Origin of the sequence: Pseudomonas sp. DCA-1 (assembly GCF_046523955.1) — a bacterium.
Lineage (GTDB): Bacteria > Pseudomonadota > Gammaproteobacteria > Pseudomonadales > Pseudomonadaceae > Aquipseudomonas > Aquipseudomonas putida_Y.
In genome coordinates this window covers 1,557,537-1,578,806 of record NZ_CP169881.1, presented here as the reverse complement: position 1 = coordinate 1,578,806, position 21,270 = coordinate 1,557,537, and the positions used below count along the sequence as shown (strand labels likewise).

Genomic DNA, 21,270 nt, shown 5'->3' with positions numbered 1-21,270 from the left:
TCATGACCTTACAGGAGTGGTCGCTATGGGTGGCATTGGAATCTGGCAACTGGTGATCGTACTGCTGATCGTGTTCTTGCTGTTTGGTACCAAACGCCTGAAGGGTCTGGGTAGCGATGTGGGCGAGGCGATCCAGGGTTTTCGCAAGTCCATGGGCGGCGACAATGACGCCAGCGCCGCTGGCCAGGCGCACGTGCAGCAACAGTGCCCGCTGAACGGCCAGGCTGCGCAGCAACCTCAAGCGGACCGCCAGGCCTGATGTTCGAGGTAGGCTTCAGCGAGTTGCTGCTGATCGGCGTCGTCGCACTGTTGGTACTAGGCCCCGAGCGCCTGCCGGTGGCAGCCCGTACCCTTGGGCGCGGCCTGGGCCAGGCACGCCGGGCCATGCACGCCTTGCGCACGCAGGTGGAGCGCGAAATCGAAATGCCCAACCTCGACAAGGCACCTTTGCAGCGCCTGGAACAGGAGATCCGCCAGGGCATCAGCCTGAACGCGGTGCCGGCCAATGATGCGGCCACGGCCGCGCTGCCCAAGGAAAATGCTTCATGAGTATTGCCATGGACCCTGCGGCGAGCATGCCGCTGACCGAACACCTGCGCGACCTGCGCAAACGCCTTGTGCGTTGCCTGGCGCTGGTGGCATTGGTGTTTGCCGGCCTGTTCCCCTTCGCCCAGACGCTGTACACGCTCATATCCGAACCGCTACGGCGCTTTTTGCCGGAAGGCGCGAGCATGATCGCCACCAGTGTCACCTCGCCCTTTCTGACACCGTTCAAGCTGACCGCGATGTGCGCACTGTTCCTGGCCATGCCGTTGCTGCTGCATCAGGCCTGGGGCTTTCTGGCGCCGGGGCTGTACCGCCGTGAACGGCGCATTGCACTGCCGCTGCTGGTTTCGAGCATCGTGCTGTTCTATGCCGGCATGGCGTTCGCGTTCTTCCTGGTGTTCCCGATGATGTTCGGTTTCTTTGCCAGCGTGACGCCGGACGGCGTGGCGATGATGACCGACATCAGCCAGTACCTGGACTTTATCCTGGCGCTGTTTCTGGCGTTCGGGCTGGCGTTCGAGATCCCGGTGGCGACGTTCATCGTGGTCTGGGCGGGGTTGGCCGATGTGGCCGCATTGCGACGCAGCAGGCCCTACGTGGTCGTCGGGTGCTTTGCGGTGGGGATGATTCTGACACCGCCGGATGTGTTTTCGCAGACGATGCTGGCAGTGCCGATGTGGGTGCTGTTCGAGGTGGGGTTGCTGGCTTGTGGAATGTTGAAGCGGCCGGAGCCAGGCAAGGAGACTGTGGCTGGATTGTAGGGCCCTTTCGCGGGCACGCCGGCTCCCACAGGGATATCACAGGTTCTGAGGATTGTGATATCCCTGTGGGAGCCGGCGTGCCCGCGAATGGCCGTGATGCGTTCTAGAACTCGGCGAGGCGCCAGACTTCATAGGCTGGCGTCTCGTACGGGTGGCTCTGCTTGAGCGCAGCGACGACCTGAGCCACCAGTTCGTCAGCCACCACCAACTCCACCTTCCACTCCTCCACCACCTCGACCTGGCCGGTTTGCCCGAGGAACGGCTGGCTGCCGTCCAACGGGCGGAACTGGCCCTGGCCCAAGGTTTGCCAGGCGCAGTGGTCATAATCACCAATGCGCCCGCCGCCAGCGGCGAACACAGCGGCCTTGACCGCTGCGACGTGACTGGCGGGGACGAAGAAGGCGAGCTTGTACACGCCTTAGTTCACCCACACCCGCGCGTTGCGGAACATACGCATCAGCGCGGCGTCTTCCTGCCACTCGTCCGGGCGCCAGGAGTTCTGCACAGCGCGGAACACACGCTCCGGGTGCGGCATCATGATGGTCACGCGGCCGTCGCGGCTGGTCAGGCCGGTGATACCACGCGGCGAGCCGTTCGGGTTGGCCGGGTAGGCTTCGGTGACCTTGCCATGGTTGTCGACGTAGCGCAGGGCCACGCAACCGGACACATCGGCTTCCAGCAAGGCTTCTTCGCTGGCGAACTCGGCATGGCCTTCACCGTGGGCGATGGCGATCGGCATGCGCGAACCGGCCATGCCCTGCAGGAAGATCGAGTTGGACTTCTGCACCTCGACCATGGCCACACGGGCTTCGAACTGCTCCGAGCGGTTGCGCACGAAGTGCGGCCAGTACTCGGTGCCCGGGATCAGCTCGTGCAGGTTGGACATCATCTGGCAACCGTTGCACACGCCCAGGGCGAAGCTGTCGGTACGCTCGAAGAAGGCCTGGAAGGCGTCACGTGCACGGGCGTTGAACAGCGCCGACTTGGCCCAGCCTTCACCAGCGCCCAGCACGTCACCGTACGAGAAGCCGCCACAGGCGACCAGGCCCTTGAAGGCTTCGAAGTCGACACGGCCAGCGAGGATATCGCTCATGTGCACGTCGATGGCGGCGAAGCCGGCACGGTCGAAGGCGGCTGCCATCTCGACCTGGCCGTTGACGCCCTGCTCACGCAGGATGGCCACTTGCGGGCGCACGCCTTTCTTGATGTAAGGCGCGGCGATGTCGTCGTTGACGTCGAAGCCCAGCTTGACCGACAGGCCCGGGTTGTCTTCCTCAAGCAGCAGGTCGAATTCCTGGTCAGCGCAGTCGGCGTTGTCGCGCAGGCGCTGGATCTGGTAGCTGGTTTCAGCCCACTGGCGCTGCAGCATGCGACGGTCATCGTCGAACAGCACTTCGCCATTGAGGCTGATGGTCACTTCAGCGTTGTTGACCGGCTTGCCGATCACCGCGACGCATTCTTCACCCAGGCCGGCAGCGCTGAACTGAGCCAGCACGTCCGGGGTAGCATCCTGGCGAACCTGGATCACCGCGCCCAGCTCTTCGTTGAAGAGGATGGCCGGCACTTCGCCCTTGCTGTCGGTCAGCGGGTCGAGTTGCAGGTCGAGGCCGCAGTGGCCGGCGAAAGCCATTTCCAGCACGGTGGTGACCAGGCCGCCGTCGGAACGGTCGTGGTAGGCCAGCAGGTGGCCGTCGTCGTTCAGGCCCTGGATCACGGCGAAGAAGGCTTTGAGGTCTTCGGCATCGTCGACGTCCGGTGCCTGGGCAGCGATCTTGCCGTAGGTCTGGGCCAGGATCGAGGCACCCATGCGGTTCTTGCCGCGGCCCAGGTCGATCAGGATCAGGTCGGTCTCGCCCTTGTCCATGCGCAGTTGCGGGGTCAGGGTCTTGCGGATGTCGGTGACCGGGGCGAAGCCGGTGATGATCAGCGACATCGGCGAGGTGACGCTCTTCTCGACGCCCTCGTCGCTCCACTTGGTCTTCATCGACATCGAGTCTTTGCCGACCGGAATGGTGATGCCCAGCTCCGGGCACAGCTCCATGCCGACAGCCTTCACGGTGTCGTACAGGCGTGCGTCTTCACCCGGGTGACCAGCAGCGGACATCCAGTTGGCCGACAGTTTGATGTCGGACAGCTTTTCGATGCGCGAAGCCGCCAGGTTGGTCAGGGTTTCGCCGATGGCCATGCGGCCGGACGCCGGGGCATCCAGCAGCGCCAGCGGCGTACGCTCGCCCATGGCCATGGCCTCACCGGTGTAGACGTCGAAGCTGGTGGCGGTAACGGCGCAGTCCGCCACCGGAACCTGCCACGGGCCGACCATCTGGTCGCGGGCAACCAGGCCGGTGATGGTGCGGTCGCCAATGGTGATGAGGAAGCTCTTGCTGGCCACAGCCGGGTGGTTCAGCACGCGCTGGACGGCGCTGTCCAGGTCCAGCTCGCTCGGGTCGAAGTCATCGCCCAGCTCGGCTTCGCGGGTAACCGAACGGTGCATGCGCGGCGGCTTGCCCAGCAGCACGTCCAGCGGCATGTCCACCGGGGTATTGCCGAAGTGGCTGTCGCTTACGGTCAGGTGCGGCTCTTCAGTCGCTTCACCAACCACGGCAAACGGGCAACGCTCGCGCTCGCAGATGGCCTTGAAGCGCTCGAAGTCGACTGCGCTGACGGCCAGCACGTAACGCTCTTGCGATTCGTTGCTCCAGATTTCGTGCGGGGCCATGCCCGGCTCGTCATTTGGCACGTTGCGCAGTTCGAAGCGACCACCGCGGCCGCCATCGTTGACCAATTCAGGGAAGGCGTTGGAAATACCGCCAGCGCCCACGTCGTGGATGAAGGCGATCGGGTTGCTGTCGCCCAACTGCCAGCAACGGTCGATGACCTCCTGGCAACGGCGCTCCATTTCCGGGTTTTCGCGCTGTACCGAAGCGAAGTCCAGGTCAGCCGAGCTGGCACCGGTAGCCACCGACGAAGCAGCGCCGCCGCCCAGGCCGATCAGCATGGCCGGGCCGCCAAGCACGATCAGCTTGGCGCCGACGGTGATTTCGCCCTTCTGCACATGGTCTTCACGGATGTTGCCCATACCACCGGCGAGCATGATCGGCTTGTGGTAGCCGCGCACTTCTTCACCGTGGGGGGTGTCGATGGCTTGCTCGAAGGTACGGAAGTAGCCGGTCAGGGCCGGGCGACCGAATTCGTTGTTGAACGCAGCGCCACCCAGAGGGCCTTCGATCATGATGTCGAGGGCGTCGACGATACGCTCGGGCTTGCCATAAGCCTGCTCCCAAGGCTGTTCGAAGCCCGGAATGCGCAGGTTGGACACGGTGAAGCCGGTCAGGCCGGCCTTGGGCTTGGCACCACGGCCGGTTGCACCTTCGTCGCGGATTTCGCCACCGGAGCCGGTGGAGGCGCCGGAGAACGGGGCGATGGCGGTCGGGTGGTTGTGCGTTTCCACCTTCATCAGGATGTGCACCGGCTCCTGCACCGCGCCGTACTGGCGGGTTTCAGGGTTCGGGAAGAAGCGGCCGGCAACGTTGCCGACGATTACCGAGGCGTTATCCTTGTAGGCCGACAAAACACCTTCGTTGTGCATCTGGTAGGTGTTCTTGATCATGCCGAACAGGCTCTTATCCTGAGCCTGGCCGTCGATATCCCAACTGGCGTTGAAGATCTTGTGACGGCAGTGCTCGGAGTTGGCCTGGGCGAACATCATCAGTTCGATGTCGTTCGGGTTGCGCTTGAGGCCCTGGAAGGCATTGACCAGATAGTCGATTTCGTCTTCGGCCAGGGCCAGGCCCAGGTCGATATTGGCCTTGGCCAGGGCGTCGCGACCGCCGGAAAGGATGTCCACGGAGGTCATCGGCTTGGGCTGGGCGTGGCTGAACAGGTCTGCGGCCTGCTCCAGCTGGCCGAGCACACGCTGGGTCATGCGGTCGTGCAATTCGGCGGCGATCAGTTCGGCGTCAGCGTCGCTCAGGGTGCCGGCCACGTAGTAGGCGATGCCGCGCTCCAAGCGCTGGATCGACTGCAGGCCGCAGTTGTGGGCGATGTCGCTGGCCTTGCTGGCCCATGGCGAAATGGTGCCCAGGCGCGGCACTACCAGGAACAGACGACCCGTCGGCTCCTGTACCGGCACGCTCGGGCCGTACTTGAGCAGACGGCCCAGCACCTGCTGCTGGTCGGCGGTCAACTCGCCGTCAACATCGGCGAAGTGGGCAAATTCGGCATACAAACCAGTAACAGCGGGGACTTTCTGGCTCAGTTGCTCGAGTAATTTACCGTGGCGAAAGGCAGAAAGGGCAGGAGCGCCGCGCAGGATCAACATCGTCGGGACAGCCTCAGGAAGGGGTGTGCTTAGAGGCCGTGCATTCTAGCCTAATTCGATGGCTTTCGGCACCTGCTCTAAGCCATGCCTGCCGGGCGGCGGAACCGGACTTTCGGGTCAGAATTTTGGATGTTCGCCTGAAGATGTTCGTCGCCTGGAAGATCGAGCGCCGTCCGCACGGCGCATCGCGAGCTGCGCTCGCTCCTACGTTTGTTTCAGGCCAGTAACGTCAGTGACAGGCGCGCGCGACCGTGTGCTCCGTACGACGCGATATTCCGTCATGCGCCAAGGCGCTCGCGCGTAACTCCTGCAGAAATAACTGGCCGCAAACAAACGTAGGAGCGAGCGCAGCTCGCGATGCGCCGTGCGGACGGCGCTCGATCTTCCAGGCGACGAACCTCTAACGGCAAGCCACACAGCACAGAACCCGCTACCAGACAAGCTAACAGTTGTCGAGATATGGTTGGGCCAGTCCTTTGCGTATACTGCAACCTATGTTCGCCCACACTGCTTTGCGCCAGCGTTGCGCCAAATGGCTTCTCGCAACCGGACTCTTTCTGCTGCTAGGTGCCTGCGTTGAAAAACCCAGCACCCTCGAGCGCGTGAAGGAGGATGGCGTGCTGCGCGTAATCACACGCAACAGCCCGGCAACCTACTTCCAGGACCGTAACGGCGAAACCGGCTTCGAGTACGAACTGGTCCAGCATTTCGCCGACGATCTCGGCGTAAAGCTGCAGATCGAGACCGCCGACAACCTGGACGAGCTGTACGACTCCCTCGGCAAGCCCTCCGGCCCGGTACTGGCTGCTGCCGGCCTGGTCAGCAGTGAGCGGCGCAAAGCGCAGGTGAAATACTCCCATCCCTATCTGGAGGTGACCCCGCAGGTCATCTACCGCAACGGCCGCCCACGCCCCACCAGCGCCAAGGGTTTGGTCGGCAAGAAGATCATGGTGCTCAAGGGCAGCAGCCATGCTGACCAGTTGGCCGAGCTGAAAAAGCAGTACCCGGCCTTGCAATATGAGGAATCCGACGCCGTCGAAGTGGTCGACCTGCTGCGCATGGTGGACGAAGGCCAGATCGACTTGACCCTGGTGGACTCCAACGAACTGGCGATGAACCAGGTGTATTTCCCCAACGTGAGGGTCGCCTTCGATTTGGGCGACACCCGCGACCAGCGCTGGGCAGTGGCAGCAGGCGAAGACAACAGCCTGCTCAACGAAATCAACGAATTTCTCGACAAGGCACAGAAGAACGGCACCCTTCAGCGTTTGAAGGATCGCTACTACGGCCATGTTGACGTACTCGGCTACGTCGGCGCCTACACCTTCGCCCAGCACCTGCAACAGCGCCTGCCCAAGTACGAGAAGCACTTCAAGAGCTACGCCAAGGTCGAGCAGGTCGACTGGCGCCTGCTGGCAGCCATCGGCTACCAGGAATCGATGTGGCAGCCGGAAGTCACCTCCAAGACCGGCGTGCGCGGCCTGATGATGCTGACCCAACGCACCGCCCGGGCCATGGGCGTGTCCAACCGGCTGGACCCGAGGCAGAGCATCCAGGGCGGCGCCAAGTACTTCATGAAGATCAAGGAAGAGCTTGATGACAGCATCAAGGAGCCGGATCGAACCTGGTTTGCCCTTGCCGCCTACAACGTTGGTGGCGGCCACCTTGAAGACGCCCGCACCCTGGCCAAGCGCGAAAAGCTAAACCCGAACAAGTGGCTGGACGTGAAGAAGATGCTGCCGCGGCTGGCTCAGAAGCAGTGGTACCGGCAGACCAAGTACGGCTACGCCCGTGGTGGCGAACCGGTGCATTTCGTGGCCAACATCCGCCGCTACTACGACATCCTCACCTGGGTGACCCAGCCGCAACTCGAAGGCCAGGTGGCCGAGGGCAACCTGCATGTGCCCGGGGTCAACAAGAACAAGCCGGCGGATCAGTCGCCACCGATGTAAGCCTTTCAGGGCCTCTTCGCGGGTAAACCCGCCCCTGCATAATTTGCACAGAACCTGCAGGAGCGGGCTGCCCGCAAAGAGCCCGATGCAATTCAGGCCTTGGCCCGACGAGCCCTGAAGAAATCGCTGAGAATCTGCCCGCACGCCTCGGCCAGCACCCCGCCTTCCACCATCACCCGGTGGTTGAGAAAGCCTTGGCCAAAGAACTGTCCCTGGCTCTGCACGATCCCCGCCTTGGGTTCCAGCGCGCCAAACACCACGCGCATCACCCGCGAATGCACGATCAGCCCCGCACACATGCTGCACGGTTCCAGGGTCACATACAGGGTGCTGCCGGGTAGCCGATAGTTGCTGGCCGACCTGGCTGCCGCCCTGATCGCCACCATCTCGGCATGCGCGCTGGGGTCACTGTCGATGATCGGTCGGTTGAAGCCCTGGCCGATCACCTGTCCGTGCTGCACCAGTACCGCGCCCACCGGCACCTCGCCCAGCGCCGCGCCTTCGGCGGCCAAGCCCAGTGCCAGCCGCATGAATTCCTGATCGCGACTGCGATCGATGATCTGCGGACGCATCAGACCACCGCGATCGCGGCCATCAGGCCGGTTTCCATGTGGTCGATGACGTGGCAGTGGAACATCCAGGTCCCAGGGTTATCCGCCACCAGCGCTACCTGGGCACGCTCGTTCTTGCCCAGCAGGTAGGTGTCGGTGAACCACGGCTCCTTGATGTCGTGACGGTTGGAGCCGATCACCTTGAAACTCATGCCATGCAAGTGGATCGGGTGCTGGTACTGGGTCATGTTCTTAAGCTCGAAGATGTAGCTCTTGCCCTTTTGCAACGTGGCGATGGGGCGGTCGGCGCAGGTCTTGTCGGTAATATCCCAGGCCTGACCGTTGATCTGCCACAAGCTCGGCGGTTTGCCCGCGTCAGTGGTGACAGAGACGCTGGCCGCCCACTCGAAATTGAAGTTCAGCTTTTCGGCATTCTCCAGGTCCGGCTCGGCGATCGGATTGGGCGGCAGCGCTGGCGGCCAGTCACTCGGCGCGTCGTTGCTGGCCACCGAACGCAGGGTGCCCAGGCGCACGAAACCGTCGCGCAGGGAGATTTCCTCACCCGCCTCGGGAATGCGAATGGCCAGACAGATACGCATGCCCGGGCCTAACCAGTACTCATCCAACGCACGCGGGGTGACCGGGTTGCCGTCGAGGGCATAGATTCGCGCCTCGCAGTTGCCTTTGAGGTTGAGGCGATAGGTCCAGGTGTTGTCCAGGTTCAGCAGGCGCACCCGCACCACCTGGCCGGCCGGCAGCTCGGTGATCGAGTCGGCCTGGCCGTTGATGGTGATCAACCGCCCGGCAGTGCCGTTGCGCGCGGCCTCGCGCGGGATGCTGAAAGGCAGCCATGCGCCCTGCTCGTCCACATGCCAGTTCTTCAGGCTCAGCGTACGCTCATGCTGGAACCCGGTGGGTTCACGCTCCTCGACGATCAGCGGCCCGACCAGACCGCGGCCTAGCTCCTCGGAGCTGCTGACATGGGGGTGATACCAATAGCTGCCGGCGTCCGGCACGCGGAACTTGTAATCGAAGTATTCACCTGGCTTGACCGGCAATTGCGACACATAAGGTACGCCGTCCATTTCCAGCGGTAGGCGAATGCCGTGCCAGTGGATAGTGGTCTCGACCGGCAGATGGTTGATAAAGCGTACCCGCAGCCAAGTGCCCTGGCGCACGCGCAGCTCGGTGCCCGGGGCCGATGGGCCGAAGGCCCAGGCCTCGGTCTTGAAGCCCGGCACCAGCTCCACTTCCAGCGGGGCGGCAATCAGCTCGTAGTCATGCCCGGCGTTTTCGTCCTCGACCTTGCCCAGCCAGTAACGCGCCGCGCCACCGGCGCCCAGGCCAACCACAACCAGGCCGGTCAGGCCCTTGAGCATTTGTCGACGGGTGAAGGACATCGGTGCGGGTACCTCGTGTTCTGCGCAATCAGTCTGCCAGCAAGGCGCTGACGATGAGGGGCGAATACGATACACCTGCAAATGGGAAATATTAAGTGAAGTATCCAAGCATCGTCCGCTTTAGCCACGGCATTGGCTGGACGGCAGGCGTAGCGGAACCAATCGACAGCGACGACATCAAATTGACACCATTGCCAGAGGCACCTCAGATGAGAAAATGCCTCGCAATGCAACCATCAGCTTATTTGGCAGTTGGCTTGACTGCCAGGGCGGTGCATGGGAATGAATCGCCTTCAGCCAGCACACTCACCGGGCTTTCTCTAAAGGAATGCAATGGTAAATGGACTTATCAGCTTACGTCCCTAGCTGGGACGACATCGAACGCAACCTGGACCAGAAGTTCAGCGCCCTGAATCAGAGCGTCAGCAGCGGGTTGCGCAGTGCCCATGACAGCTGGGACGGCTTCACCCGCCGTGTAAGCGATGGCGCCAGCCAGGCCTATGGCGCTGTAGGCGGGCACCGGATCGACAACGTCCGGCAGGCGATGGCGCTGTCCTATCCCATGATGCAGTCAAATCTGTCCCGCAAATGGGCATCCATCAACATCGACCAGATTTTGCCCGTGCTGCTCAAGCTCGTGCAGGAAGTGGTGATGATTCTCGGCGGCAGCGTCGCGCTAGGCGGCGCTATAGGCGGCGCGGTAGGTTCTCTTGCCTTTGGCGTGGGCGCGGCACCTGGGGTGGTCGCAGGCAGCGGTATCGGCCTGCAGGTCGGTAACCTGATCCTGATGGCATTGGGCCTGGCCGCCATCGCGGAGTATTTCTATCAAGGGCTTCCCGCCTGCCTGGCCTCGATGCAAGAGGGGCTTGCAACCGCGTGGACTGCCGAAGACGGCCTGAAACCCTCGGGTCTCGACCCTTCGGGCGGCTCGGCCGCGCTGGTTCAAGAACGTACCGAACAAGCTGCAAGGCAACTGGCACGCGGACAAGAGCAACTCGTGACGCTTTTGCTGATGGCGATCGTGACCTACCTGACCCGCGGGCAGATGAAAGCCGGCGTGATGAGCAGCATGGAAAGCATCGCCAGCCGCAGCGCCAAGCTTCAGGCCGAGATTTCCAACAAGCAGTTGGCCAACTGGCTGGCAAAAAACCAGAACAGGCTGCTGATCGAACCTGAGCTGCAGATGAAAACCGCAACGCCGCTTAAGAAAGCGGAGCCAGAGCTGCCCCCAGCGACGCAAGCCACGGAAAAAACCGTTGCAGCGGCGCCGAAGAAGCTCATGAGCCTGCGCGATGCAGTGGGCAAGGACATGGCAGAGCGATGGATTGCCGAAGGCCGCGCTCGGGCAGACATACGGGCCCCGGAGCTTTCGAGACTGCTCAGCGACGATCAAATAGGCGCACTTTACGGCTACTCTACCAACGATGTGTACAAGGCGTATAACCAAGCATTGCGCGAAGGCACTGCTACGCCTGGTATCAAGGCCTTTGCCGAGCATGCAACCGAAGGCCTGGCACGCTTGCCTCGCTACTTAGGCGCTGAAACCTATCGTGGAACGGATCTTCCGCAGCATGTGCTCAATCGGATGCAAATGGGTGCAGTAGAGACCGACATGGCATTCTTCAGCTCATCCGCTACAACACCGTTTTCGGGCAATACCCAGATGGTCGTACGCGGCGTATCCGGCAAGGACATCAGTTTCCTCACGCAAATTCCCGAAGCGGAGGTACTGTACCCGCCAGGTACCTCTTTCAGAGTACTGAATCGGATTGAACAAGGCCCCACGACTCGTCTCTTATTAGAAGAAGTACTATGATCGACCTGCACAGCTCCACCCTCGCCGTTACCGAATATGCCTACCGGTACAACCACTTGCTGCCAGCGCCCACCCCACGCGAATCCGCAAGCCGTGGCTACGTACACCCGCAATGGCAAAATTCGCGCGCCTGCACACTCACCCCCGATCAATCGCTCGACAGAGCCAAGGGGGCATTGCTGGGGTTGGCCATTGGCGATGCCGTAGGCACCACGCTGGAGTTCTTGCCCCGTGATGCCAAGCATGTCGATGACATGGTCGGCGGCGGGCCGTTCAGGCTCAAGCCAGGTGAGTGGACCGATGATACGAGCATGGCGCTTTGCCTGGCGGACTCGTACCTGGCGTGCATGCGATTTGATCATGCCGATTATCTTGAGCGTCTGTGCAGGTGGTACAAGCAAGGGGAAAACAGCGCTAACGGTGTCTGCTTCGACATTGGCAATGCAACCCGCCTTGCCTTGGAAGGATGGCTACGGCAAGGCTTGGACTGGTCAGGCAACACAGACCCGAACACGGCCGGTAATGGCTCGATCATCCGACTCGCCCCGACCGCCATATTCAGGCGCCACATGCTACCGTCCACCTGGCGCGAAGCTCAAAGTCAGAGTCGGACCACCCACCGGGCGCCCGAAGCACTAAGTTGTTGCGAACTGCTGGGTGCGCAGCTGCACCTCGCCCTGAACGGCGCAGACAAGGAGGAAATATGCCGCCCCATGGTGCGCCCATTGCAGCCCCGCGCCACGATTATCAACGCTGGCGAATACAAGGAAAAAAGCCGCGACCAGATTCGCTCTTCAGGGTATGTCATCGACACCTTGGAAGCTGCACTGTGGGCAGTGTGGAATACCGACAACTTCAGGGACGCAGTGCTTCTGGCAGCAAACCTGGCAGACGATGCCGACAGTGTGGCAGCCGTGGCGGGGCAACTAGCCGGGGCGTTGTACGGGGTATCCGGCATGCCCGTGCAATGGGTAAAGACAGTGGCGTGGTCAGAACACATACAGGACCTCGCCCAAGCGCTGCACGACCAGGCGCCTGAAAGCGACCCGTTCTACTCGCTGTGATAATGCACGCAGCGGGGCAGATGAATGTGAGTAGCCGATAGACCTCAGAATGACAAAGGCCCGCGATTACGCGGGCCTTTGTGTGTTACAGGTCATCTGACACTGGCTTTTGCCATATGCCGACTTATTCCCACTCGATGGTCGCCGGCGGCTTGCTCGACACGTCGTAGGTAACGCGCGAAATACCGTCGATTTCGTTGATGATACGACCGCTGACAGTTTCCAGCAGCTCGTACGGCAGGTGTGCCCAACGCGCGGTCATGAAGTCCACGGTCTCGACGGCACGCAGGGCCACGACCCAGGCGTAGCGACGGCCGTCGCCGACGACGCCGACCGACTTGACCGGCTGGAATACCACGAATGCCTGGCTGGTCTTGTGGTACCAGTCGGCCTTGCGCAGCTCTTCGATGAAGATGTGGTCGGCGCGACGCAGGATGTCGGCGTATTCCTTCTTCACTTCACCAAGGATACGCACGCCCAGGCCCGGGCCCGGGAACGGGTGGCGGTAGACCATGTCGTATGGCAGGCCCAGCTCCAGGCCGATCTTGCGCACTTCGTCCTTGAACAGTTCACGCAGCGGCTCGACCAGCTTGAGGTTCATCTCCTCGGGCAGGCCGCCGACGTTGTGGTGCGACTTGATCACGTGAGCCTTGCCGCTCTTGGCGCCAGCCGACTCGATCACGTCCGGGTAGATGGTGCCCTGGGCGAGGAACTGGATGTTTTCCAGCTTGCTGGCTTCGGCATCGAACACATCAATGAAGGTGCGGCCGATGATCTTGCGCTTCTTCTCCGGGTCGGCTTCGCCGGCCAGGTTGTCGAGGAACTGCTTTTCAGCGTCGGCGCGGATTACCTTGACGCCCATGTTCTCTTTGAACATGGCCATCACCTGGTCGCCTTCGTGCAGGCGCAGCAGGCCGTTGTCGACGAATACGCAGGTCAGCTGGTCGCCGATGGCACGGTGCAGCAGCGCGGCAACCACCGAGCTGTCGACGCCGCCGGACAGGCCCAGCAGAACGTTGGCCGAACCGACTTGCGCACGCACCTGGGCGATGGCGTCTTCAACGATGTTGGACGCCGTCCACAGGGCTTCACAGCCGCAGATGTCCTGCACGAAACGGGACAGGATGCGACCACCTTGCTTGGTGTGGGTCACTTCGGGGTGGAACTGCACGCCGTAGTAGCCGCGGGCGTCGTCGTACATGCCGGCGATCGGGCAGCTTGGGGTGCTGGCCAGAATGCTGAAGTTGGAAGGCATCTGGGTGACCTTGTCACCGTGGCTCATCCACACGTCCAGGCCCAGCACGCCATCGTCGTCAACGTGGTCTTCGATGCCATCGAGCAGGCGGCTCTTGCCGACAACGTCCACGCGGGCATAGCCGAACTCACGCAGGTCGGAACCTTCTACCTTGCCGCCCATCTGCTCGGCCATGGTCTGCATGCCGTAGCAGATACCCAGCACAGGCACATTCAGGTCAAACACGGCCTGCGGAGCGCGCGGGCTGTTGGCTTCGTGAACCGACTCGGGGCCGCCGGCGAGGATGATGCCGCGCGGGTTGAATTCGCGGATCGCTTCATCGTCCATGTCGAACGGGTGCAGTTCGCAGTACACGCCGATTTCGCGCACGCGGCGGGCGATCAGCTGGGTGTACTGGGAACCGAAATCGAGGATCAGGATGCGGTGAGCGTGAATGTCGAGGGCCATGACTCAATCTCGTCAGTGGAAATCGGAAACGACGCGGGGCTGTCATGACAGCCCCGCTTTATGTTGTAGCTGGAAGCCTCAGCCTACGCGGTAGTTAGGGGCTTCTTTGGTGATTTGCACGTCATGCACGTGGGACTCGGCCATGCCGGCACCGGTGATACGTACGAATTCCGGCTTGGTGCGCATTTCTTCGATGGTTGCGCTGCCGGTGTAGCCCATGGACGAACGCAGGCCGCCCATCAGCTGGTGGATGATCGCGGCCAAGGCACCTTTGTAAGGAACGCGGCCTTCGATGCCTTCCGGTACCAGCTTCTCGGCGCCGGCCGAGGAGTCCTGGAAGTAACGGTCGGACGAGCCTTGCGCCTGTGCCATGGCACCCAGCGAGCCCATGCCGCGGTAAGCCTTGTAGGAACGGCCCTGGAACAGCTCGACTTCACCCGGGGCCTCTTCGGTACCGGCGAACATCGAACCCATCATCACGCAGGAAGCACCGGCAACGATGGCCTTGGACAGGTCACCGGAGAAGCGGATACCACCGTCAGCGATCAGTGGCACGCCAGTGCCTTCCAGCGCTGCGGCAACGTTGGCGATGGCGCTGATTTGCGGCACGCCGACACCGGCAACGATACGGGTGGTGCAGATAGAGCCAGGGCCGATACCGACCTTGACCGCATCGGCACCCGCTTCGGCCAGGGCCTTGGCGGCAGCGCCGGTGGCGATGTTGCCGCCGATCACCTGCACTTGCGGGTAGGTTTCTTTCACCCAGCGTACGCGGTCGATCACACCTTTGGAGTGGCCGTGGGCAGTGTCGACGACGACAACATCAACGCCAGCCGCCACCAGCGCAGCTACGCGCTCGCCGGTGTCCTTGCCGGTGCCGACGGCGGCGCCGACGCGCAGGCGACCCTGGTCGTCCTTGCTGGCCAGCGGGTAAGCCTTGGCTTTTTCGATGTCTTTGACGGTCATCATGCCCTTGAGGTTGAACTTGTCGTCAACGATCAGGACTTTTTCCAGACGATGCTTGTGCAGCAGCTCGCGAACTTCGTTTTTGTCGGCGCCTTCGCGGACGGTGACCAGACGCTCTTTCGGCGTCATCACGTCGCGGACCTTGGCGTCCAGACGATTTTCGAAGCGCACGTCACGGGAGGTGACGATGCCGACCAGGTCGCCGTTCGCCAGCACCGGCACACCCGAGATGTTGTTCAGGCGGGTCAGCTCGAACAGGTCGCGCACAGTGGCATCGGCGTCGATGGTGATCGGGTCCTTGACCACGCCAGCCTCGAACTTCTTGACCTTGCGCACTTCGCCGGCCTGTTGTTCGATGGTCATGTTCTTGTGGATGATGCCGATACCGCCTTCCTGAGCCATGGCAATGGCCAGACGCGCTTCGGTCACGGTATCCATGGCAGCGGAAACCAGCGGAATGTTCAGCTCGATGCCACGGGTCAAACGGGTCTTGAGACTGACTTCATTGGGCAGTACCTCGGAATAGCCAGGTACAAGGAGGATATCGTCGAAGGTCAGGGCTTCTTGGCTGATACGCAGCATCGCGGGGGCTCCCGGGCGGGAAAAATGGAAGCGCGCCATTATACTCATGCATGGCGCGCCGCTCAATGCAAAATAAGGGCCTTCGGTCAGGCTTGTGGCAGTTTTACCTGCACCACGGCCACCGGCTGGTCGAGCCAGTCGGCGAAGCTGTCGAGAAAGGCCTGGGTGAACCCGGCCTCGCCCCAGTTGTTGAAGATGAACCCCAGGTTGGAAAAGGCACATGGCTGCAGGTAAATGAAGCCATTGATGTCATCTTCGAAGCCGCACAGTGGGCAGGTAAAGTTGTCGCTCACTGCCGGCATCCACTCTTCCAGGCTTTCGAACAACGGCTCGCCTACCTCGCGCCGGCACTCCGGGCAACCGGCTTCTTCGAGGAAGCCTTCGGTGGGGGTGTAGATGCAGCGCTTGAGCATCACTTCCAGGCCGTTGACCGGCTCGCCGAAGGGCAGTTTTTCCGGGTGCAGGGCCACTTTGCGCGCCCCTGCCGCCAGGGCATGGCCCATGCGGTTGCCGGTGCGACCGCAGGTGGTCAGTTGCTCCTCGACGACTTTTTCGCGCACCAGCCAGCGCAGGATGGCGCGGGAGCGGGCTTCATGCACCGGGACGGTAGACAGCTTTGGAACGATGATGCTCTGGGTGTTCATGAACGGGACAAGCCTGAGAAACGCCGGTAATGACGCAATTCTACCGCTCAGGCGCTCAGGTAGCGACCAATCAACGCCAGGCCGCTGGCCAGCACCAGCAAGGTGACCAGGCGTACGAACGCTTCGCGGGACAACCGGTTGGTCAATCTACGCCCTACCCACAGGCCAGTGAACATGATAGGCAGCAGGTAGGCGATGCCGAAGACAATGTAGGCCCCAGCGATGGCCATGAGGAGAGCTGAGCGAGCATCGTGCCGAGTTCCTGGGTAGTCCTTGTATTCGTCGCAGGATTGCGCTGGGGCAAACAGGTGCATGTCTTGGGGTTTGTGGTGCCTGTGAGATCGAGCGCCGCCCGCGCGGCGCATCGCGAGCTGCGCTCGCTCCTACGTTTGTTTCGGGCCAGTAACGCCTGTGACAGGCGCGCGCGACCGCCTTGTTTGTAAGACGTGATATTGCGCCATGCGCCAAGGCGTTCGCGCGCAAATGGCACAGGAATAATTGGCCCGAAACAAACGTAGGAGCGAGCGCAGCTCGCGATGCGCCGCGCGGGCGGCGCTCGATCTCACAGGCACCACAAACCCCAAGACATGCACTCACCCAGCCCAGTATCATGCCCACCATGATCAGAGACCCCTTTGAACGACTCGGCCTGGACCGCGAGGTCCTTACCGTCAGCCAACTCAACGGCCGCGCCCGCGTGCTGCTGGAAGACGTTTTCCGCAGTGTGTGGGTGGAAGGCGAAATCTCCAACCTCGCCCGCCCGGCGTCCGGCCACATGTACTTCACCCTCAAGGACAGCGGCGCCCAGGTGCGTTGTGCGTTGTTCCGGCAGAACGCCACGCGGGTACGCCAGGCGCTGCGCGACGGCCTGGCGGTGCGGGTGCGCGGCAAGGTTTCGCTGTTCGAGGGACGTGGCGACTACCAACTGATTCTCGACACCGTCGAGCCCGCCGGTGATGGCGCGTTGCGCCTGGCTTTCGAGGCCCTGAAGGAAAAGCTCGGTGCCGAGGGGCTGTTCAGCACCGAACGAAAGAAGCCGCTGCCGGCTCACCCGCAGCGCATCGGCATCATCACCTCGCCCACTGGCGCGGTGATCCGCGACATCATCAGTGTGTTCGGCCGCCGTGCCCCGCAGGTGGAGCTGAACCTGATCCCTACGGCGGTACAGGGCCGCGAAGCCATCGCGCAGATCGTACGCGCCATCCGCCTGGCCGACAGCCTCGGCTTCGATGCGCTGATCCTGGCGCGTGGTGGTGGTTCGCTGGAAGACCTGTGGTGTTTCAACGAGGAAGCCGTGGCGCGTGCCGTGGCCGCCTGCGTCACGCCAATTGTCAGCGCCGTGGGCCATGAAACCGACGTGTCGATCAGCGATTTCGTGGCTGACGTGCGCGCGCCCACACCGTCTGCTGCCGCCGAGCTGCTGGCCCCTGACAACAGCGGCCTTCGGCAACGCCTGGATGGCCTGCAACGGCGCCTGCTGCTGCGCATGCAGAACCGCCTGACCCACGACCGCCTGCGCCTGGAATCACTCACCCGGCGCCTGCGCCACCCAGGCGAGCGTTTGCGCCAGCAGGCTCAACGCCTGGACGACCTGGACATGCGCCTGCGTCGCGCGTTCATGCTCAACCTCAACCAGCGCCGCGAACGCCTGGCACGCCTGGACGCCCGCCTGGCCGCGCAGCATCCGGGGCGTAACCTGAAACTGCTGAACCAGCGCCTGGACAGCCTGGCCGAGCGCCTACCACGGGCCATGCGTGAGGTGCTCAAGGACCGTCGCCAGCGGTTCCAGGCCCAGCTGCAGACACTGCAAGTGGTCAGTCCGCTGGCCACCCTGGCCCGCGGATACAGCATTTTGCTGGATGAACAAGGCCAGGCCATTCGCAGCGCCGAACAGACCCGCAACGGCCAACGCCTGACTGCCCGCCTGAACGAAGGCGAGCTGCTGGTGCGCGTCGAAGACAACCACCTGACCCCGGTCACCCTCTCACTACTGGACTGACACATGCCCCGCATGCTCGCGCCCCTGCTTGCCCTTTCCCTGCTGCTGCTGGCCGGCGGCGCCCAGGCCAGCTATATCACCCGCACGCTGAACAAACCGGTACCCGGCGGCGTGGCGGTCGTCGACCTGGGCCCCGCCGCCAGCGCACCCAGCGCCCGTTTCGAAGGCAAGCCGGTGCTGGTGGTGAAGGAGCAGGACAACTGGCTGGCCATCGTCGGCATCCCGCTCACCCAAAAGCCCGGTACCGCAGTGCTGAACCAGGGCGGGCGCACCCTGCCTTTCAGCGTAGGTAGCAAGAAGTACCCTGAGCAGCGCATCACCCTGAAGAACACCCGCCAGGTCAACCCTAACCCGGCCGACCTCAAGCGCATCGACCGCGAGCTGGCCGAGCAGATCGAGGCCTACCGCAGTTTCAGCCCGAACCTGCCAAGCAACCTGATTCTCGACAAGCCGGTCAACGGCCCGCTGTCGAGCAAGTTCGGCGTGCGCCGCTTCTTCAATGGCGAAGAACGCAACCCGCATGCCGGGCTGGACTTTGCGGTACCGGCGGGCACGCCGATCAAGACACCCGCCAATGGCAAAGTGATTCTGCTGGGGGATTATTTCTTCAACGGCCGCACGGTGTTCGTCGACCATGGGCAGGGCTTCATCAGCATGTTCTGCCACATGTCGAAGATCGATGTGCAGGTCGGGCAGCAACTGCGTCGTGGCGAGGTGGTCGGGCGCGTGGGCTCGACCGGGCGGGCGACCGGGCCGCATATGCACTGGAACGTCAGCCTGAACGATGCGCGGGTGGACCCGGCGATTTTCATTGGCGCGTTCCAGCCCTGAAACTGCGGCGTCTGCTTCGCGGGCACGCCCGCTCCCACAGGTACAGCGAAGCCTTCAGACACAGCGCGATACTGGTGGGAGCGGGCATGCCCGCGAAGACGCCAGCACAGTCGACAGCAGATCAACTGCGTTGCGCCATCGAAAAATACTGCGCAAGAATCAATAAGCGCCCAGAAGATCCAAGCCATAAAATCTCGCCCGATTACTTTTTTTAAGCATTTATCTCAATTTTTCCCGAACGCTTGCCATCCCCTACCCCACTGGTTAAGTTTGAAGGCATGAAAACCTTCAGCACCCTCATCCTGCTCCGACAACATCGCAGCCTCTGCCTGGTCAGCGCCCGACTACCAGGCTGAATCGCGTCGCCTCGCCTCTTCATATCGTTATCGCTTCGGCAGGCCCGACCTCGGCCGCACACAAAAGGATTGCTTCCATGACCATGCTCAAAGACCCTTCGAAGAAGTACCGCGCTTTCCCGACCATCGACCTGCCTGACCGTACCTGGCCGTCGAAAACCATCACCCAGGCACCTATCTGGTGCAGCTCCGACCTGCGTGATGGCAACCAGTCGCTGATCGAGCCGATGGACTCGGAGAAGAAACTGCGCTTCTGGAAGACCTTGGTGCAGGTTGGCGTGAAGGAGATCGAAGCCTCGTTCCCGTCTGCCTCGCAAACCGATTTCGACTTCGTGCGCACCCTGATCGAGGACGGCCACATCCCGGATGACACCACCATCCAGGTGCTCACCCAGGCACGTGAGGACCTGATTGCCCGCACCTTCGAGTCGCTGCGTGGTGCGAAGAAGGCCATCGTCCACCTGTACAACGCCACCAGCCCGTCGTTCCGCCGCATCGTCTTCAATCAGGACAAGCAAGGCGTGAAGGACATCGCGGTGAACGCGGCCAAGCTGTTCGTCAAGTACGCCGCCCAGCAGCCGGAAACCCAGTGGACCTTCCAGTACTCGCCAGAAACCTTCAGCGCCACTGAAATGGAGTTCGCCAAGGAAGTCTGTGACGCGGTCATCGAGGTGTGGAACCCTACCCCTGAACACAAGATCATCCTCAACCTGCCGGCCACCGTGGAAGTGTCCACGCCAAATATCTACGCCGACCAGATCGAGTGGTTCTGCCGCAACATCAGCCGCCGCGACAGCGTGATCATCAGCCTGCACTGCCACAACGACCGTGGCACCGGCATCGCTGCCACCGAACTGGGCCTCATGGCCGGCGCCGACCGTGCCGAAGGCTGCCTGTTCGGCAACGGCGAGCGTACCGGTAACGTCGATCTGGTGACTTTGGCTCTGAACCTCTACACCCAGGGCATCGACCCGTTGCTGGACTTCTCCGACATCGACGGCGTGCGCAAGGTGGTCGAAGAGTGCAACCAGTTGCCGGTACACCCACGCCACCCGTATGTGGGCGACCTGGTCCATACCGCGTTCTCCGGCTCGCACCAGGACGCCATCCGCAAGGGCTTCGCCAAGCAGCAGGATGGGGAACTGTGGGAGGTGCCTTACCTGCCGATCGACCCGGCCGACATCGGCCGCAGCTACGAAGCGGTAATCCGCGTCAACAGCCAGTCGGGCAAAGGCGGTATCACCTACCTGCTTGAGCAGGAATACGGCATCAGCCTGCCGCGTCGCATGCAGATCGAATTCAGCCAGGTGGTGCAGGGTGAGACCGACCGCCTGGGCCTGGAAATGACCGCCCAGCAGATCTACAGCCTGCTGCACAAGGAATACCTCCAGGCCAACGCGCCATACGCACTGGTCAGCCATCGCCTGCAGGAAGAAAACGGCCACAGCGCTGTGGAAGTGGAAGTTGCCGGTGAAGGCGAAACCACCCTACACTGGCGCGGCAAGGGCAACGGCGCCCTGGAAGCACTGGTGGCTGGCCTGCCGGTTGCCGTAGAGATCATGGACTACAACGAGCACGCCATTGGCGCTGGCACCAATGCCAAGGCCGCGGCCTACATTGAACTGCGTGTAGCCGGTGGCCGTCCGGTGCATGGCGTGGGTATCGATGAGAACATCACCACGGCCAGCTTCAAGGCCCTGTTCAGCGCGCTGAACCGCTCGCTGAGCCAGCAGGAAGCCAAGGCGGCCTGAAGCCTGGAATGAGGGATGAGAAAGCCCGCAT

16 protein-coding genes and 1 pseudogene are annotated in these 21,270 nt (G+C 62.4%); 9 read left to right on the top strand and 8 right to left on the bottom strand.

The window, feature by feature from the left end:
- Positions 1-25: 25 nt before the first annotated feature.
- From tatA to tatC, 3 genes are read left to right on the top strand one after another with little or no spacing between them, the layout of a single operon-like run.
- Complete coding sequence (tatA, locus tag ACE4QZ_RS07600; protein WP_021781931.1) at positions 26-259, top strand: twin-arginine translocase TatA/TatE family subunit; 234 nt, start codon at positions 26-28, stop codon at positions 257-259.
- Positions 259-549 carry a Sec-independent protein translocase protein TatB gene (gene tatB / locus ACE4QZ_RS07595; RefSeq protein WP_103463195.1) on the top strand — a complete coding sequence of 97 codons (291 nt, stop codon included), beginning with the start codon at positions 259-261 and terminating at the stop codon, positions 547-549. Before tatA ends, tatB begins: the two co-directional genes overlap by 1 nt.
- Positions 546-1,307, top strand: coding sequence for a twin-arginine translocase subunit TatC (gene tatC, locus ACE4QZ_RS07590; RefSeq protein WP_103463196.1), 762 nt, complete (start codon positions 546-548; stop codon positions 1,305-1,307). The genes tatB and tatC overlap by 4 nt, the downstream gene beginning before the upstream one ends.
- Positions 1,308-1,410: 103 nt before the next feature.
- On the opposite strand, the gene ACE4QZ_RS07585 is transcribed toward tatC, so the two are convergent.
- Complete coding sequence (locus ACE4QZ_RS07585; RefSeq protein WP_021781928.1) at positions 1,411-1,722, bottom strand: NIF3 1; 312 nt, start codon at positions 1,720-1,722, stop codon at positions 1,411-1,413.
- A gap of 3 nt (positions 1,723-1,725) precedes the next feature.
- The gene (purL, locus tag ACE4QZ_RS07580) at positions 1,726-5,625 is read right to left on the bottom strand and encodes a phosphoribosylformylglycinamidine synthase (RefSeq protein ID WP_021781927.1); all 3,900 of its coding nucleotides are present in this window, start codon (positions 5,623-5,625) and stop codon (positions 1,726-1,728) included.
- Between the two features lie 494 nt (positions 5,626-6,119).
- On the opposite strand from purL, the gene mltF reads away from it, so the two are divergent.
- Positions 6,120-7,577, top strand: coding sequence for a membrane-bound lytic murein transglycosylase MltF (gene mltF, locus ACE4QZ_RS07575; RefSeq protein WP_021781926.1), 1,458 nt, complete (start codon positions 6,120-6,122; stop codon positions 7,575-7,577).
- Positions 7,578-7,669: 92 nt separating this feature from the next.
- Here mltF and tadA read toward each other — a convergent pair whose 3' ends face one another.
- Together tadA and ACE4QZ_RS07565 are read right to left on the bottom strand one after the other, a co-directional pair.
- Complete coding sequence (gene tadA / locus ACE4QZ_RS07570) at positions 7,670-8,149, bottom strand: tRNA adenosine(34) deaminase TadA (RefSeq protein ID WP_021781925.1); 480 nt, start codon at positions 8,147-8,149, stop codon at positions 7,670-7,672.
- Entirely contained in the window at positions 8,149-9,528 is a 1,380-nt protein-coding gene (locus tag ACE4QZ_RS07565) for a multicopper oxidase family protein (RefSeq protein WP_021781924.1), read from the bottom strand. Before ACE4QZ_RS07565 ends, tadA begins: the two co-directional genes overlap by 1 nt.
- 340 nt (positions 9,529-9,868) lie before the next feature.
- Here ACE4QZ_RS07565 and ACE4QZ_RS07560 point away from each other — a divergent pair, with 340 nt between their 5' ends.
- Both ACE4QZ_RS07560 and tri1 read left to right on the top strand, forming a co-directional pair.
- Complete coding sequence (locus ACE4QZ_RS07560; protein ID WP_103463197.1) at positions 9,869-11,344, top strand: DUF6861 domain-containing protein; 1,476 nt, start codon at positions 9,869-9,871, stop codon at positions 11,342-11,344.
- Positions 11,341-12,408, top strand: a complete 1,068-nt coding sequence (gene tri1, locus ACE4QZ_RS07555) for an ADP-ribosylarginine hydrolase Tri1 (protein WP_021781922.1) — start codon at positions 11,341-11,343, stop codon at positions 12,406-12,408. The genes ACE4QZ_RS07560 and tri1 overlap by 4 nt, the downstream gene beginning before the upstream one ends.
- Before the next feature lie 124 nt (positions 12,409-12,532).
- Here the strand turns inward: tri1 and guaA are convergent, their stop codons facing one another.
- The 4 genes and pseudogenes from guaA to ACE4QZ_RS07535 form a co-directional block, all read right to left on the bottom strand.
- Positions 12,533-14,110 (bottom strand): glutamine-hydrolyzing GMP synthase, encoded by a 1,578-nt coding sequence (guaA, locus tag ACE4QZ_RS07550; protein WP_021781918.1) that lies wholly within the window; start codon positions 14,108-14,110, stop codon positions 12,533-12,535.
- Between the two features lie 78 nt (positions 14,111-14,188).
- The gene (gene guaB / locus ACE4QZ_RS07545; RefSeq protein WP_003255025.1) at positions 14,189-15,658 is read right to left on the bottom strand and encodes an IMP dehydrogenase; all 1,470 of its coding nucleotides are present in this window, start codon (positions 15,656-15,658) and stop codon (positions 14,189-14,191) included.
- Positions 15,659-15,744: 86 nt separating this feature from the next.
- A complete protein-coding gene (locus tag ACE4QZ_RS07540; protein WP_103463198.1) occupies positions 15,745-16,302 on the bottom strand; it encodes a sugar ABC transporter ATPase in 558 nt (185 codons plus the stop codon).
- A gap of 47 nt (positions 16,303-16,349) precedes the next feature.
- Positions 16,350-16,496, bottom strand: a pseudogene (locus tag ACE4QZ_RS07535) (sulfite exporter TauE/SafE family protein); the annotation flags it as partial.
- A gap of 425 nt (positions 16,497-16,921) precedes the next feature.
- Here ACE4QZ_RS07535 and xseA point away from each other — a divergent pair.
- The 3 genes from xseA to leuA all read left to right on the top strand — a co-directional run bounded on the left by xseA (position 16,922) and on the right by leuA (position 21,239).
- The gene (gene xseA, locus ACE4QZ_RS07530) at positions 16,922-18,301 is read left to right on the top strand and encodes an exodeoxyribonuclease VII large subunit (RefSeq protein ID WP_028698084.1); all 1,380 of its coding nucleotides are present in this window, start codon (positions 16,922-16,924) and stop codon (positions 18,299-18,301) included.
- A gap of 3 nt (positions 18,302-18,304) precedes the next feature.
- A complete protein-coding gene (locus ACE4QZ_RS07525; RefSeq protein ID WP_103463199.1) occupies positions 18,305-19,132 on the top strand; it encodes a M23 family metallopeptidase in 828 nt (275 codons plus the stop codon).
- Positions 19,133-19,565: 433 nt separating this feature from the next.
- The gene (gene leuA / locus ACE4QZ_RS07520; RefSeq protein WP_021781914.1) at positions 19,566-21,239 is read left to right on the top strand and encodes a 2-isopropylmalate synthase; all 1,674 of its coding nucleotides are present in this window, start codon (positions 19,566-19,568) and stop codon (positions 21,237-21,239) included.
- Positions 21,240-21,270: the final 31 nt, after the last annotated feature.

What these genes read in the sequence shown, in the direction of transcription:
- guaA (WP_021781918.1), bottom strand. Translation starts at nt 14,110, where the DNA reads ATGGCCCTCGACATTCACGCTCACCGCATCCTGATCCTCGATTTCGGT.
- tri1 (WP_021781922.1), top strand. Translation starts at nt 11,341, where the DNA reads ATGATCGACCTGCACAGCTCCACCCTCGCCGTTACCGAATATGCCTAC.
- tatB (WP_103463195.1), top strand. Translation starts at nt 259, where the DNA reads ATGTTCGAGGTAGGCTTCAGCGAGTTGCTGCTGATCGGCGTCGTCGCA.
- guaB (WP_003255025.1), bottom strand. Translation starts at nt 15,658, where the DNA reads ATGCTGCGTATCAGCCAAGAAGCCCTGACCTTCGACGATATCCTCCTT.
- tatC (WP_103463196.1), top strand. Translation starts at nt 546, where the DNA reads ATGAGTATTGCCATGGACCCTGCGGCGAGCATGCCGCTGACCGAACAC.
- ACE4QZ_RS07525 (WP_103463199.1), top strand. Translation starts at nt 18,305, where the DNA reads ATGCCCCGCATGCTCGCGCCCCTGCTTGCCCTTTCCCTGCTGCTGCTG.
- xseA (WP_028698084.1), top strand. Translation starts at nt 16,922, where the DNA reads ATGATCAGAGACCCCTTTGAACGACTCGGCCTGGACCGCGAGGTCCTT.
- ACE4QZ_RS07540 (WP_103463198.1), bottom strand. Translation starts at nt 16,302, where the DNA reads ATGAACACCCAGAGCATCATCGTTCCAAAGCTGTCTACCGTCCCGGTG.
- mltF (WP_021781926.1), top strand. Translation starts at nt 6,120, where the DNA reads ATGTTCGCCCACACTGCTTTGCGCCAGCGTTGCGCCAAATGGCTTCTC.
- tatA (WP_021781931.1), top strand. Translation starts at nt 26, where the DNA reads ATGGGTGGCATTGGAATCTGGCAACTGGTGATCGTACTGCTGATCGTG.
- tadA (WP_021781925.1), bottom strand. Translation starts at nt 8,149, where the DNA reads ATGCGTCCGCAGATCATCGATCGCAGTCGCGATCAGGAATTCATGCGG.
- ACE4QZ_RS07565 (WP_021781924.1), bottom strand. Translation starts at nt 9,528, where the DNA reads ATGTCCTTCACCCGTCGACAAATGCTCAAGGGCCTGACCGGCCTGGTT.
- leuA (WP_021781914.1), top strand. Translation starts at nt 19,566, where the DNA reads ATGACCATGCTCAAAGACCCTTCGAAGAAGTACCGCGCTTTCCCGACC.
- ACE4QZ_RS07560 (WP_103463197.1), top strand. Translation starts at nt 9,869, where the DNA reads ATGGACTTATCAGCTTACGTCCCTAGCTGGGACGACATCGAACGCAAC.
- purL (WP_021781927.1), bottom strand. Translation starts at nt 5,625, where the DNA reads ATGTTGATCCTGCGCGGCGCTCCTGCCCTTTCTGCCTTTCGCCACGGT.